Annotated in this window: 14 protein-coding genes; 4 read left to right on the top strand and 10 right to left on the bottom strand. The window is 67.5% G+C overall.

Features of this window, described 5'->3' with window-relative positions; all coding sequences use genetic code 11:
* Positions 1 to 41: 41 nt before the first annotated feature.
* A complete protein-coding gene (locus tag ABRZ00_RS05210; protein ID WP_368642714.1) occupies positions 42 to 917 on the bottom strand; it encodes a LysR family transcriptional regulator in 876 nt (291 codons plus the stop codon).
* Positions 918 to 1049: 132 nt separating this feature from the next.
* On the opposite strand from ABRZ00_RS05210, the gene ABRZ00_RS05205 reads away from it, so the two are divergent.
* From ABRZ00_RS05205 to ABRZ00_RS05195, 3 genes are all read left to right on the top strand, one after another.
* On the top strand, positions 1050 to 2114 hold the full coding sequence (locus tag ABRZ00_RS05205; RefSeq protein WP_368642715.1) for an alkene reductase: 1065 nt from the start codon (positions 1050 to 1052) through the stop codon (positions 2112 to 2114).
* 118 nt (positions 2115 to 2232) lie between these two features.
* Positions 2233 to 2730: a MarR family winged helix-turn-helix transcriptional regulator gene (locus tag ABRZ00_RS05200; RefSeq protein WP_368642716.1), complete on the top strand. Its 498-nt coding sequence runs from the start codon at positions 2233 to 2235 to the stop codon at positions 2728 to 2730.
* Between the two features lie 74 nt (positions 2731 to 2804).
* Entirely contained in the window at positions 2805 to 3230 is a 426-nt protein-coding gene (locus ABRZ00_RS05195; RefSeq protein ID WP_368642717.1) for an organic hydroperoxide resistance protein, read from the top strand.
* Between the two features lie 80 nt (positions 3231 to 3310).
* Here the strand turns inward: ABRZ00_RS05195 and ABRZ00_RS05190 are convergent, their stop codons facing one another.
* Genes ABRZ00_RS05190 through ABRZ00_RS05150 form a run of 9 tightly spaced genes read right to left on the bottom strand, consistent with a single transcriptional unit; the run spans position 3311 to position 12572 of the window.
* The gene (locus ABRZ00_RS05190) at positions 3311 to 4480 is read right to left on the bottom strand and encodes an acetyl-CoA C-acyltransferase (protein ID WP_368642718.1); all 1170 of its coding nucleotides are present in this window, start codon (positions 4478 to 4480) and stop codon (positions 3311 to 3313) included.
* Positions 4481 to 4515: 35 nt separating this feature from the next.
* On the bottom strand, positions 4516 to 5295 hold the full coding sequence (locus tag ABRZ00_RS05185) for an enoyl-CoA hydratase-related protein (RefSeq protein WP_368642719.1): 780 nt from the start codon (positions 5293 to 5295) through the stop codon (positions 4516 to 4518).
* A gap of 12 nt (positions 5296 to 5307) precedes the next feature.
* Positions 5308 to 5913, bottom strand: a complete 606-nt coding sequence (locus tag ABRZ00_RS05180; protein WP_368642720.1) for a TetR/AcrR family transcriptional regulator — start codon at positions 5911 to 5913, stop codon at positions 5308 to 5310.
* Positions 5910 to 7727, bottom strand: a complete 1818-nt coding sequence (locus tag ABRZ00_RS05175; RefSeq protein ID WP_368642721.1) for a long-chain fatty acid--CoA ligase — start codon at positions 7725 to 7727, stop codon at positions 5910 to 5912. Before ABRZ00_RS05175 ends, ABRZ00_RS05180 begins: the two co-directional genes overlap by 4 nt.
* A gap of 10 nt (positions 7728 to 7737) precedes the next feature.
* Positions 7738 to 8571: an ABC transporter ATP-binding protein gene (locus ABRZ00_RS05170; protein WP_368642722.1), complete on the bottom strand. Its 834-nt coding sequence runs from the start codon at positions 8569 to 8571 to the stop codon at positions 7738 to 7740.
* Positions 8572 to 8577: 6 nt separating this feature from the next.
* Positions 8578 to 9768: an ABC transporter substrate-binding protein gene (locus tag ABRZ00_RS05165; protein ID WP_368642723.1), complete on the bottom strand. Its 1191-nt coding sequence runs from the start codon at positions 9766 to 9768 to the stop codon at positions 8578 to 8580.
* Positions 9769 to 9805: 37 nt separating this feature from the next.
* Positions 9806 to 10843, bottom strand: coding sequence for a branched-chain amino acid ABC transporter permease (locus ABRZ00_RS05160; RefSeq protein ID WP_368642724.1), 1038 nt, complete (start codon positions 10841 to 10843; stop codon positions 9806 to 9808).
* A gap of 3 nt (positions 10844 to 10846) precedes the next feature.
* Positions 10847 to 11725 (bottom strand): branched-chain amino acid ABC transporter permease, encoded by an 879-nt coding sequence (locus ABRZ00_RS05155; RefSeq protein WP_343837429.1) that lies wholly within the window; start codon positions 11723 to 11725, stop codon positions 10847 to 10849.
* 1 nt (position 11726) lies between these two features.
* Entirely contained in the window at positions 11727 to 12572 is an 846-nt protein-coding gene (locus ABRZ00_RS05150) for an ABC transporter ATP-binding protein (RefSeq protein ID WP_368642725.1), read from the bottom strand.
* Positions 12573 to 12821: 249 nt separating this feature from the next.
* On the opposite strand from ABRZ00_RS05150, the gene ABRZ00_RS05145 reads away from it, so the two are divergent.
* Positions 12822 to 14093 carry a nitrate/nitrite transporter gene (locus ABRZ00_RS05145; protein ID WP_368642726.1) on the top strand — a complete coding sequence of 424 codons (1272 nt, stop codon included), beginning with the start codon at positions 12822 to 12824 and terminating at the stop codon, positions 14091 to 14093.
* Positions 14094 to 14254 lie beyond the last annotated feature (161 nt).

Raw genomic sequence — 14254 nt, 5'->3', positions numbered from 1 at the left:
GGATGGGGCAGTGTATCGTTGCCTTCCCGGGGACGGCGGGCCTACAGCCACCGGTCCGGGAACTGTTCGCAGAGGAAATCGATGAAGGCGGTGACGCGGGAACTGGTCAGCCGCCGGGAGCTGTGCAGCGCCCAGAGTTCGACCGGGCGGTCCGGTACGATGCCCCAGATTTTCAAGCCCTCGGTCGCGGGGCCGGGCCGCGTCATGGATTGGGGCAGCAGCGCCGCGCCCGCGCCGGCGCGCACGGCATCGCGGACCATGAGCAGGGAAGACAGAACGAGGCGCGGCGCGGGCGTGACGGTGCGGGTGGTCTTGCCGTGCTGGAAGGTCCAGGGGGTTCCGCCGGAGGCGTTGGCCAGGACGACGGCGGGGATTTCGGGGGGGGTGGCGGCGCGGCGCGGCAGCCGCAAGCCGGCCGGTGCGGTCAGCAGCATGCGGTCGCGGGCGAAGCAGCGCCCCACGAGCAGCGAGTCGGCGGGCGGATTGACCCGGATAGCGACGTCGAAACCGTCTTCGACCAGATCGACGCGCCGGTCCTCCGCGCGTATCTCGAGCGTGATGCCGGGGTACCGGCGGGTGAACTCGGCGGCCAGCGGGGCGAGCAGCGTATGGGAGAACAGGACGGGCGCGCTGACCCGCACGGTGCCGCGAGGTTGCCGGCCGCCGCTGTGAATGGATTCGACGGCGTCGGCCAGATCGCTGAGCAATCCATGCGTGCGCGCATGCAGGGCGGCGCCTTCTTCGGTGAGCCGGAGCGTGCGCGCGCCGCGTTCGATGAGGCGCACCCCCTTCCGGTGTTCCAGTTCCATGATCCGGCGCGACAGCGTGGCCTTGGCGCATCCGCTGGCGCGGCTGGCCTTGCCGTAGCCGCCATGCGTAGCGACCAGGTCGAATGCCTTCAGGGCCGTGAGATCCATAAGTGTTCCATGTATGAGACGATCTGTATGGATTTTATGCCTTCTTCCCCGTATCTGGAACGATCTATAGTGGCGCCGTAGGCCAGGGATGCGTCCATGGTTCGATGATTGTTGACGTGGGGAGTTTCTGAAATGACGACATTGTGGGATCCGGTCCGGCTGGGCCATCGGGTGCTGGGCAACCGCCTGGTTCAGGCGCCGATGACGCGCAGCCGCGCGCAAGACGATGGCACGCCGGGTGAATGGGCGCCTGTGTACTATGCGCAGCGGGCATCGATGGGCCTGCTGATCACGGAAGGCACACAACCCTCTGCCGATGGCCAGGGCTATGCGAATACCCCGGGCCTGCACGAGGCCGCGCATGTGGCCGGATGGCGTCGGGTGGTGGAGGCGGTGCATGCGGCGGGCGGACGGGTGTTCATCCAGTTGATGCATGCCGGCCGGATGTCCCATCCGGACAATACGCTTCATCACCGGCAGGCCCTGGCGCCATCGGCGGTTGCGGCGAATGTCCGGATACCCACGGCCTCGGGCATGAGGGATGTGCCGGTACCGCGCGCCATGACGTCGGCCGACATCGTGCGGACGATCGAAGATTTCGCCGCTGCCGCTGAACGGGCGGTGGAGGCCGGAGCGGACGGGGTCGAGCTCCACGGCGCCAACGGTTATCTGGTCCAGCAGTTTCTGGCCCCCAATGCCAATGTGCGCACGGACGCCTACGGCGGGTCCATCGAGAATCGCGCGCGGTTCGCCTTCGAGGTGGCGGCGGCGGTGGCGGACCGGATCGGGGCCGCCCGCACGGGGCTGCGCCTGTCGCCCGGCAGTGCGCTGGGCGGTATCGATGAAGGTCCGGAGCGCGCGGATCTGTATCATCACCTGGTGACGCAACTGGCGCCGCTGGAGTTGGCCTACCTGCATGTGGTTCAAGGACGGGACGAGGCCTTGCTGCGGGAAATTCGCCGCTTGTGGCCGGGCGTGCTGATCGTCAACCGGCCGGGGCGCGACCGGCAGTCCCTGTCTGCCGATCTGGATGCGGGCTTGGCGGACATGGTATCGGTGGGCCGGATGGCGTTGTCCAATCCCGATCTGCCGACGCGCATCCGGGAAGATCTGCCCTTGAACGAACCGGATCCCGCCACTTTCTACGGCGGCGGGGAAGCAGGCTACACGGACTATCCCGTTTTCCAGCCTGCGTGACGGGAGACGGGCGGAAGCGGTGTGCCGGCCCGGCCGCCGGCGCCTGCAAGCGCATGGTGCCAGAATAGGCTGATGATATAGCTTGCTATTAAATAGCATGCTATATAAAATGGGTCTCATGAATGCCCTCCTTCCCCTTGCCGCCGACAAGCCGCCCGTCCAATTGGCGCTGGATGCGCAGTTGTGCTTTGCGTTGTATTCGGCGCAACTGGCGATGGGCAAGATCTACCGAAAGCACCTGGCCGGCCTGGGCCTGACCTATCCGCAGTACCTGGTGATGTTGGTTCTGTGGGAAGCCGACGGATCGACGGTCACGGCGTTGGGCGAGCGCCTGTATCTGGATTCGGCCACGCTCACGCCGTTGCTCAAGCGCTTGCAGGCGATGGGCCTGCTGCATCGGGATCGCTCGGACGAAGACCAGCGCCAGGTACGAGTGACGCTGACGCAGACTGGGCGCGAACTCTGGCGCCGCGCCGGCGGCATCCCCGAGGGCGTGCTGTGCGCCACGGGCTGTACGCCCGACCATGCCCGGGTGTTGAAGGCCGAGCTGGAAGAACTGCGCGCACACTTGTTGGCCGCGTCCGCCGCTCTGGAAAATCCTACGGCGCCGGACTGACCGGCCCGTTTACGGGACGCCGCCGATCGTGGTGCCGGCGGTGTTCCTGGCATCGCACCACAAGGAGTTCAAGCATGACAGTCGAAAACGTTCTCTACACGGCCCACGCTTCGGCCACCGGCGGTCGCGAAGGCAGTGCCAAGTCGTCCGACGGCCGCCTGGCCATCAAGCTGTCCACGCCGAAGGAACTGGGCGGCGCCGGCGGCGACGGCACCAACCCCGAGCAACTGTTCGCGGCGGGCTATTCCGCATGCTTTCTGGGCGCGTTGAAGCTGGTGGCCGGCAAGGAAGGCGTGAAGCTGCCCGACGCCACCGAAATCGGGGGGTCCGTGGGCATCGGCCCCATCCCCACCGGTTTCGGCATTGCCGTGGAACTGAAGATCTCCGCGCCCGGCGTGGATCGGGCCACGCTGGAAGGCCTGGTGCAGAAGGCGCACGTCGTGTGCCCGTATTCCAACGCCACGCGCAACAACATCGACGTCAAACTGACGGTGGCGTAAGCCCGTGCGTTCGGGGCGGGCCGCGCCGCAACCGGCTGCAATCCGCAGTCCGCCCGGAACGGCTCATCCGCGAACGCGCCTCACAGCCGCTCGATGATCGTGGCGGTCGCCATCCCGTGGCCGATGCACATCAGTTGCAGGCCGAGCGCGCCGCCCGTGGCTTCCAGGCCGCACAGCATCTTGCCCATCAGACCGGCGCCGGTGGCGCCCAGCGGGTGGCCGTGCGCAATGGCGCCGCCCCAGGGGTTGGCCTTCTCCAGGCCTTCGGGAAACGCCCGGCCCCAGGCCAGTACCACGCTGGCGAAAGCTTCATTGATTTCGATCCAGTCCAGGTCGCGGATGGACAGCCCGCTGCGCCGCAAGGCCTCGTGGGTGGCCGGGATCACGCCGTCGAGTTGCATGACCGGATCCGAGCCGATGGCCACGCGGGCGCGGAAGCGCGCCCGGGGGCGCAGACCGTCGCGCAAAGCCTGCTCGTGGCCTCCGACCAGCACCAAGGCCGCGCCATCGGCGATCTGGCTGGCATTGGCGGCGGTGATCCGGCCTTCGCCGACCGGGCGGAACACGGGCGCCATGGCCGCCATACGCGCCGGGTCGGTCGCGGGGCGGATGCCTTCGTCGCGAGCCAGGTCGATGGGGCGGCCGTCGGCGTCCTCGCCCGGCCAGGGCAGCAGTTCCGCATGGCGGCCCTCCTGTGCGGCGGCCCAGGCGCGCGCGTGGCTGGCGCGAGCATAGTCGTCCAGCGCCTGGCGGTCCAGATTCCAGTGCTCGGCGATCCGTTCGGCGCTTTCCACCTGGTGGATCAGCGGGTGGCGCGCCAGCAGGTCGGGATTCAGGCGGTCGAACCCGGCAAAGTCCGCGCGGCCCAAGGTCAGGTCGGTAAACATGGGCACGCGCGACATGCTTTCGACCCCGCCGGCCAGGATGTAGTGCGCATCGCCGGCCGCCACGGCCTGGGCGGCGAAGTGCACGGCCTGCTGGCTGGAGCCGCACATGCGGTTGAGCGTGACGCCCGGAACGTGTTCGCCCAGGCCCGACAGCAGGGCGGCCTGGCGGGCGATGTTGGCGCCCTGCTCGCCCGCCTGGCTGACGCAGCCGACGATCAGATCGTCGATGCGCGCGGCGGGCTGGCGTTGCAGCATCCGATCGACCAGAGTGGCCAGCAGGGCGTCGGGACGGATGTTGCGCAAGGCGCCCAGGCGGCGCCCGAAAGGGCTGCGGATGGCATCGATGAGGACAGCTTCTGGCATGGGGGATTCCTGGGTGCGGATATTGGGGCCGGTCTTCAGCGGCCGATGAAGACCGGGGGCCGTTTTTCGAGGAAGGCATCGAGGCCTTCGCGGAAGTCCTGGGTGCCGGCGCCCGCCAGAAAGGCGGCGCGTTCGGCATCGAGCTGGCCCTCCAGGCTGCGGGAAAGAGAGGCCCGCAGCAGCGCTTTGGTGCGGCCCAGGGCATCGGTGGGGCCATCGGCCAACTGCCGCAGCAAGGCCACGGCCTGCGTCTGCAGCTCGGCGGCCGGCACGACGCGGTTGACGATGGAGAGCTGCAGGGCCTGCCGGGCATCCAGGGGTTCGCACAGCAGCGCCAGTTCCATGGCCTTGCGCAGGCCCACGATGCGCGGCAGGTGCCAGGTGGCCGAGGCATCCGGGCTGGCGCCGATGCGTGCATAGGCCAGTGTGAAGCGGCTGTCGTCCGCGGCAATGGCCAGATCGGCGGCCAGCAGGATGCTCAGGCCCGCTCCGGCCACGGCGCCGTGGACGCAGGCCAGCACGGGGACCGGCAGCCGGGCCAGGGCCGACAGGGCGGCGTGCAGGGGATCAATGAGCGCCGGGCCGATGGCCTGCGGTGCTGCCCGGATGGCGCTTACGTCGCCGCCCGCCATGAAGGCGCGCCCCGCGCCGCGCAGCATCACGGCGCGGATCCGGGGGTTTGCGGCGATCCGGGCGATGGCATCCCCGAAAGCATGGGCGCCGGCGCTGTCGATGGCGTTCAGGGTCTGGGGGCGGTCGAAAGTAATGAAGGCGCACGCGCTCTCGATGTCGAGCCGGATGGAGGAAGTGGGCATGGTCGTCGAACCTCAGGAGTCGGGCTGCAGATCCGGAAGTGCGGCCTGCCGGAGCTGCTGGATGAAGGCTTCCGGCGCCAGGCGGCCATCGGGCCGGTACCAGCGGACCGTCGAATTGAGGCCGGCCAGCAGGTATTTGCGCAGGATGACCGGGTCTCCCCGGGCCAGGCCGTGGGCGACCGCGTCGTCGATGACCTGATGCCATAGTTGTTCGTAGGCTTCGCTGAGCGTGCGGATCGGTTCGCGCGCTTCGGGCGACAGGCTGCGCCATTCGTAGATCATGGCGTGCATTGCGTCGCCGCCCACCCCGCTGATGATGCTGTGCATGTGCAGGCGCAGCATGCCCTCCAGGCGCGCGGCGGGGTCGTGGTTGCGGGCCAGCAGGGCGCGGGCTTCGTCGATGACCGACTGGATGCCGTTGGCCATGACGGCGACCAGGATCTCTTCCTTGCTGCGGAAGTGGTGGAACAGGCTGCCCGACTTCAGGCCGACCGCATCGGCCAGTTCGCGCACGGTGGTGCGTTCATATCCGTGCCGGTGGAACAGACGCCCGGCCGTCAGGATGATCCGGGTGCGGGTATCCGCATCGGGGGGGAGGGTTTCAAGGGCGGATTTCATGCGTACAGGGCCTCGATCTGCTCGGCGTAAAGACGGTAGATGCTGGCGCGCCGGACTTTCATGGTGGCGGTGACTTCGCCGTCGTCGTGGTCGAGTTCCTTGGTCAGCAGGTGGAAGCGCTTGATCCGGGCGACGGAAGCCAGGTCGGCGTTGGCGCGGTCGATCTCCGCCTGGATCAGCTCCAGGACCGCCGGGTGCTCGGCCAGGGAACGGAAGTGCGTGAAGGCGTGGCCCCGGGTTTCCGCCCACTTGGAGACGGTATCAAATTCGATCTGGATCAGCGCCGTCACGTACTTGCGCCCGTCGGCGATGACGATGCATTCCTTCACGTAGGGGCTGGACTTGGCGGCGTTCTCGATTTCCGTGGGCGTCAGGTTCTTGCCGCCGGATGTGATCATGATGTCCTTGAGGCGGTCCAGGATGCGCAGCGCGCCGTTTTCCTCGGCCGCCACGTCCCCGGTGAGCAGCCAGCCGTCCCGTAGGGCGGCGCGCGACTGCCCCGGATCCTTGTAATAACCCTCGAAGACCATATCGCCGCGGATCAGCAGTTCGCCGGCCTCGCCGAGGCGGTGTTCCACGCCCAGGATCGGTTCGCCGACGGTGCCGGGCACGATCCGGTCGGGGTGCTGGCCCAGGATCATGCCGGTGCTTTCGGTCAGGCCGTAGACTTCCACCAGCGGGATGCCCAGGATGCGGAAATAGTGCAGGATATTGCGGGGGATGGGTGCGGCGCCGGTCAGGGCGATGCGCGCCTGACGCAGTCCGATGAAATTGCGCAGGGCGCGCAAGATCAGCAGGGACCAGAAGGCGTGGATGCAGCGCTGCCGCAGGGTGCGCTGACGCGCCGAGCGCCAGGCGAAGGGCGTGCAGGCCCGCAGGGCATGCCGGTACAGTGCGCGCGCCCAGGGGCGGGCCTCCAGCATCTTGATGGTGATGGAGGCGTGCAGTTTTTCCCAGATGCGCGGCACGCCCAGGAACAGGGTCGGCGCGACTTCGCGCAGGTCTTCCTGGACGGTGCGCAGGGATTCGCCGAAATTGATCTGGGCGCCGGTATAGATCGGCACGAACGTGGTCAGCATCTGCTCGGCCACGTGGCACAGCGGCAGGTACGACAGGTGCCGCTCGTCGGCGCCCAGGCCCAGCCGGTCGATGATGCCGGGCGCCACGGCGCGCATGTTGCGGTACGAGATCATGGCGCCCTTGGGCTTGCCTGTGGAGCCGGAGGTGTAGATCATCAGGCCGATGTCGTCCAGCCGCTGCCGGGCGAGCGCGGCCTCGATGCGGCCCGGTCCGGCTGCGAACCGGCGCGCGCCCTCGGCCTCGAGTTCGGCATAGGTCGCGATCAGCGCGCGGTCCTCGGGACCGAAATTGCGCAGGCCCTTGGTTTCGATGACCACGATGCGCTTCAGGCCGGGCAGTTGCGCCCGGCATTCCAGAACCTTGTCGGCCTGCTCCTGGTCTTCGCAGATGACCACGGACACGTCGGCGTGGCGCAGGACGTAGCCGATTTCGGCGGCGGGGCTGGTGGGATACAGGCCCACGGCCACGGCGCCGATGACGCCGGCGCCCATCTGGCCGAGCACCCATTCGATGCGGTTCTCCGACAGGATGCCCACGTGCCCGCCGGCGGGCAGGCCGAGCGCTTCCAGGCCCAGCCCGACGTGGCAGGACCGCTCCCAGTACCGGCGCCAGGAGCAGGGCTGCCAGATGCCGAAGTCCTTTTGCCGGATGGCGATGCGGTCCGGAATGCGGGCCGCCTGTTCGCGCAGCATCTGCGGCAGAGTGAGGGCGGGGAGTTCCAGGGGCGTGGTCATGGGCGGCTCATCAGGAAAGCCAGCGCTTTCTGCGCTTGTAGTGCTTGAGGTCGCGGAAGCTGCGGGTTTCGCCGGCGCCGCCCACGCCCAGGTAGAACTCCCGCACGTCAGGATTGCCGGCCAGGGGCTCGGCCGGGCCGTCGATCACGACTTTGCCGGATTCCATGATGTAGGCGTAGTCGGCGACCGCCAGGGCGACCGAGGCGTTCTGCTCGACCAGCAGCATGGCCGTGCCCTGCTCCGCGTTGATGCGCGCGATGATGGTGAAGATGTCCTCGACCAGCATGGGCGACAAGCCCAGCGAGGGTTCGTCCAGCAGCATCAGGGCGGGGCGGGCGAGCAGCGCCCGGCCGATGGCCAGCATCTGCTGTTCGCCGCCCGACAGGTAGCCTGCCAGGCTGCGGCGGCGTTCGTGCAGGCGCGGGAAATACGCGTAGACCAGGTCGAATTCCGGCCGGGCGGCGCGCCGCCCGGACAAGGCGTAGGTGGCGGCCACCAGATTTTCCTCGACGCTCAGGTCTTCGAAGACGCGGCGGCCTTCCATGACGTGGCTGATGCCGGCGTGCACCAGGGCCTGGGGCGGCAAGGCGGCGGTGTCCTGCTGCGCGAATGTGATCCGCCCCTTGACGAGGGCGCCGTCCTCCAGCTCGAGCAGGCGGGAAACCGCCTTGAGGGTCGTGGTCTTGCCCGCGCCGTTGCTGCCCAGAAGCGCGACCACCCGCCCGGCCGGCACGGCCAGGGACAGGCCCCGCAGCACCTGGACCGCCTTGTTGTAGACCACCTCGATGTTCTGGATGTCGAGGAGAGGGGCGGTATCGGCGGGAGGAGAGGCGTGCGGGGCCATGGCGGTTCAGTCCAGGACGATCCAGTCCGAGGCCGGGACCATTTTCTGCTGGCTGACGTCGGCGCGGTAGATGCGGCCGTAAGGCAGGGAGTTGCCCTTGACGCTGATCGGCACGCCGATGATGCCGCCCGTGTCGAAGTTCTGGATGGATTCCAGGCTGGCCTTCAGGTTGGCGGTCGTCAGGGGTTTGCCGTCGGCCAGCGTGCGCTTGGCGGCTTCGGTCAGCAGCATGGCCGACAGGAAGCCCTGCATGTAGGCGGTGCTCTGGTACTCTGGCCGGAGTGCGCGGATTTTCTGCAGCATCGGGGCATCGGGCGCATCGTCGTAGTAGTAGCGGAACGGCATGACGCCCATGAAGCCGTCGGCGTTCTCGCCCATCTTCATGACGGTGGAGTTGTCCATGGTCCAGAAGGTGCCCATGTACTTGGTCTTCAGGCCCATCTGGCGGCCTTGCGAGACGAACTCGGGGATGGGCGCCAGCACGTAGCCGTGGAAGATGGTGTAGTCGGGATTGGCGCGGCGCAGCTTGAGCACTTCCGTCGAGACGTCCACGCTGCCCGGCGGCGTCATGATGGTGGCGGCCACCGTCAGCCCCAGCGCCTGGGCGGCGGCGCTGGATTTCTCGATCGGATCGCGGCCGAATTCCGTGTCCGAGTAGACGAAGGCAACCTTGGCGCCGGGCTTTTCCTGGGCGATGTAGCGCAGCAGGATGCCGAACATTTCCGTGTAGTCCGGGCCGACCAGGAACTGGGCGGGGAAGGCCTTGGGATCGTTGATTTCCGAGGCGAAGGACGCGCCCGTCATCAGGATGTTGCCCAGGCGGTTGAGCTCCGGGTTGATGGTCTTGGAAAAGCCGGTCGAATCGCCGTAGTAGAGGTGGACCTCGTTCTGGCTGGTGATTTTCTTGAAGGCGGCCACGGACACGTCCACCTTGTAGGCCGTGTCCTCGGGGACGTAGCGGACTTTGTGGCCCTCGATGCCGCCGGCCTCGTTGAGCATCTTCACATAGTCGCCGATGCCCGCGTGGATGCCCACGCCGGCGAAGGCGAAGACGCCGCTCATGGGGATGGAGCCGCCGATGACGATGTCCGGTTTGTCCTGGGCGTGCGCGGCCGTGCCCAGGGCGAGCCCGGCGGCCAGGGAGATCGGCAGGGCCAGTGTGCGGGCCAGCCGTGCGAGAGGGGAACCGTGTTTCATGCTGCCTCCTGGTGTCGTGAAGAAAGGACCGGTGCGGCTAGGTCCGAAAGGGCCACAGATGAAAGAAACGGCGCACGCGCCGCCAGATCTCGGCCAGGCCCTGCGGCTCGAAAATCAGGAAAAAGATGATCAGCCCGCCGAAGACGATGGTGCGCACCGGCGAGACGTAGCGCAGGGTGTCGCCTTCGATCGGCAGCCAGGTCACGGCGATGCGCAGGATTTCCGGCACCATCGTCATGAACAGGGCGCCCAGGATCCCGCCCAGGATGGACCCCATGCCGCCGACGATGATGGCGGCCAGGAAGAAGATGGACAGGATCAGGGGAAAACTTTCGGGCGTGATGACGCGGAAGAAATAGGCCCACAGGCCCCCTGCCACGCCGGCGTAGAAAGAGGACAGGCCGAAGGACATGAGCTTGTAGCGCAGCAGCGGGATGCCCAGCACCTCGGCGGAGATGTCCCGGTCGCGGATGGCGATGAAGGCCCGGCCGGTGCGCGTGCGAAACAGGTTGGCCGCGCCCAGCACCATCAGGCAGGTGAGCGGCACGATGAGCCAGTAGATCCGGAACGAGGTGTCCAGGGTTTGCCCGATCAGGGTGGGCGGCGGGATGGTCAGGCCGCCCGGGCCGCCGGTGTAGTCGAAGTTGGAGAATAGGAATTGCGTGATGAAGGTGGCGGCGATGGTGACGATGGCCAGGTACAGGCCTTTGACTCGCAACGAGGGGATGCCGACGACCACGCCGCCGGCCATGGCCACGGTGCCGGCCAGGACGAGGTTCAGGAGCGCGGGGGTGCCGAGGTCCCGTTCGAGGATGGCGACGGTATAGGCGCCCAGCCCCATGAATGCCGCCTGACCCAGGCTGACCAGGCCGGTGTAGCCGGTGAGAATGTTCAGGCCGGTGGCGCTGGCCGTGTGGATGGCGACCAGGCACGCCAGGTACAGCCAGTAGTCGTTGGCCAGGAAGGGAAAGACGGCCAGGGCGGCCAGCAGGACGGCCAGCCAGGCGCGCTGCGTGTTCGTGTCGAACAGGGCCTCGTCTGCACGGTAGCTTTCGCGGGCGGTGCCGATGCGCATGGTTCAGAGCCTCTCGATGTCGCGGGTGCCGAACAGGCCGTAGGGGCGCAGCATCAGCACGACGGTCAGGATCAGGAATGTGACCAGCAGCTTGTATTCGCCGCCCAGGAAGGCGCCGGTCCAGGCTTCCAGTACGCCGATCAGCAGGCCGGCCAGGAGGGCGCCCAGGATGCTGTCCAGGCCGCCGACGATGACGGCGACCAGCACGCCCAGGCCGAAGAGGCCCATGGACGAGGACAGGCCGCCGATGGCGCCCACCATGATGCCGGCGATGGCGGCCAGGGCGGCGCCGGCCATCCAGGCCAGCGAGAAGACGCGCGGGACGTTGATGCCCATCGCGTAGGCGGCGCCCTGATCCGAAGCCGTCGCCCGCAGGGCGATGCCGCCGCGCCAGCGATGGAAAAGGGGGGCGCTGGCCGCCACCAGCGCCAGGGCCGCCAGGAAGCCGTAGAACACTTTGGACGAGACGAAGGCCTCGCCGATGAAGACCGGCTCCTGCGGCAGGAATTCGGGCAGGCGGCGCTGGTCGGCCGTCCAGATGAGTTCCACCAGCCCCACCAGCACGGAGCCCAGCCCGATGGTGATCATGAAGGCGGAAATGGGGGACTCGCCCAGCATGGGCCGGATGGCGACGCGCTCGATCAGTCCGCCGATCAGGGCGCTGGCGGCAATGGCCAGGAGGGCGGCCAACCAGATCGGCCATTGCAGTTGCGCGGAGAAAGCAAAGAACAGGTAGGCGCCCAGCATCAGCATTTCGCCGATGGCCAGGTTGACGACGCGGGTGGCTTTGTAGACGATGACGAAGGCCAGCCCCGCCAGGGCGTACAGGGCGCCGGCGCCGAGACCGGCCAGGGTGACTTCGAACAGGAACAGCGCATCCATGTCAGGCCTCCCCGGCCGGCGCCAGGCGGGGCGCCGCATCCGCGCGCAGGCGGCGGCGCAGGCCGGTGATGTCGCCCGCGCCCAGATAGGCCTGGATCACCTGCGGGTCGGCCTGGACCTGGCCCGGGTCGCCGCTGGCGATGACATGGCCGAAATTGAGCACCACGACGTGATCCGACAGATCCATCACCAGCCCCATGTCGTGTTCGACCATCAGGACGGTCACGTCCCACTCCGCCCGGACGTCCAGGATGAAGCGGGCCATGTCTTCGGTTTCTTCGCGGTTCATGCCGGCCACCGGCTCGTCGAGCAGAAGCAGCCGTGGTTGCATGGCCAGGGCGCGCGCCATTTCGACCCGTTTCTGCAGCCCGTAGGGCAGCGAGGCCACGGGCGCGTGACGGATATGGTCGATTTCCAGGAAATCGATGATGCGGGTCTCGATATCGGCGCGCAGCGCCATTTCCTCGCGGCGGGCGGCCCCCAGGTACCACATGTTCTGGAGAAGATTGGTGCGCAGGTGGCAGTGCCGGCCCAGCTTGATGTTGTCCAGCACCGACATGCCGCGAAACAGGGCGATGTTCTGGAAGCTGCGCGCCAGGCCCAGTTTGGCGCGCTCGGGGGCCGGCAGGCGCGTGATGTCCCGGCCCTGGAAGCGGATGCGGCCCTGCTGTGGGCGATAGAAGCCCGAAATGGTGTTGAACAGCGAAGTCTTGCCGGCGCCGTTCGGGCCGATGAGGGTCGTGATGGAGCCGGGCGGGACCTCGAAGCCGACGTCGTTGAGGGCCGTGATGCCGCCGAACGACAGCGTCAGGTGCTCTACCTGCAGGATCGGACTGTCTTGTGCCACCGCGCGTCTCCTCCTCGTGGGGACCGGAAACTTCTGATGCCAAAAACCGAGCAAGCGCTTGGTAGAACCATGAACGATCCTCGAAATCCAGGCAAGTCGGTGCTTACCCTGAGAGGCGCCCTGCGCAGGCGAAGCGCCCGGCTGCCGGGGGCGCTCCGCGTGCCTGCCGGCTGACCTAGGTCATATGGCCGCACGCGGCATGTGGGTATGATTTCCGCAGGGGCGCCTGCCCCGCAAAGGGAGATCGCCATGTCATCGAATGCCGCGCCGCAACCGGCGCCCGCCTCGCGCCAAGCCCTGTCCGTGCTGTTCTCCAGCACGTTTGCCTTCACCGTCTGCTTTGCGGTCTGGACCATGTTTTCGGTCCTGGGCGTGCCGCTGAAGACCGAACTCAGCCTGAACGAAACCCAGTTCGGCCTGCTGATCGCCACGCCGGTGCTGACCGGCTCCCTGGTCCGCGTGCCGTTGGGCATGCTGACCGATCGCTTCGGCGGCCGGCCGGTGTTCGCGCTGGTGCTGCTGGTCTGCGTACCGCCCCTGTACCTGATGGCGCATGCAACCAGCTATGCGCAATTCCTGGTCCTGGCCTTGTTCGTGGGCCTGGCCGGCGGGACGTTTTCGGTCGGCACGCCTTACGTGGCGCGCTGGTTCGCGCCGGAACGCCGGGGCTTCGCGATGGGGGTCTTCGGTGCGGGCAATTCCGGGTCCGCCCTGAACATGTTCGTAGCGCCGCTGGTCATCGGCGCGTTTGGCTGGACGATGCTGCCCCGGGCCTATGCGGCCCTGATGCTGGGGACCGCCGTGTTGTTCTGGCTGTTCAGCCATTCCGATCCGTCGCACCGGATGTCGTCCGGCACGGGGCTGCGCCAGCAGTTGAGCGTGCTGAAGGATCCGCGCGTCTGGCGCTATTGCCAGTACTACTCGGTGGTGTTCGGCGGCTATGTGGCCCTGGCCCTGTGGATCACCAAATACTATGTGTCGGAATACGGTTTCGACCTGACGCTGGCGGCTTTCCTGGCGATGGTGTTCTCACTGCCCGGCGGTGTGCTGCGCGCCCTGGGCGGCTGGTTTTCCGACCGTTTCGGCGCCTATGTGGTGACGTGGTGGGTGATGTGGGTCTGCTGGGTGTGTTTTTTCCTGCTGTCCTACCCGCAGACGCAAATGACGATCCAGACCCTGCAAGGGCCGGTGTCGCTGCATATCGGCTTGAACTCCACCGTGTTCACGATCCTGCTGTTCGTGGTCGGGGTGGCGATGGCCATCGGCAAGGCGTCGGTGTTCAAGTTCATCAGCGACGATTATTCGGACAACATCGGCGCCGTGTCCGGGGTGGTGGGCCTGGCCGGCGGCCTGGGCGGGTTCATCCTGCCGATCCTGTTCGGGGCGCTGCTGGACATCACCGGGATCTATTCCAGCGCCTTCATGCTGCTGTACGGCACGGTGTGCGTGTCGCTGGTGTTCATGCACTATTCGTACCGGGGCACGCCCCGTGCGGGCACGGAACTGACCGGGACGATTTGAGGGCGGCTTGCAGGGCGCTCGGATGATTCCAGCGGTGGAGCGTTTCCGGTTGAGGAAGCCCTTTCCCACCTCGCGGCTTGCACGCCGCTCGGATTCGACAGGCATGGGATAGCCCGCGGTTGTGATCGCTCTCCACCTCGCGCCTTGCAAGGCGCTCGGAT

The organism is Castellaniella ginsengisoli, assembly GCF_040955415.1.
Lineage (GTDB): Bacteria > Pseudomonadota > Gammaproteobacteria > Burkholderiales > Burkholderiaceae_B > Castellaniella > Castellaniella ginsengisoli.
The sequence above is the reverse complement of the archived record's forward strand: the minus strand, read 5'-3'. Positions and strand labels throughout refer to the sequence as shown.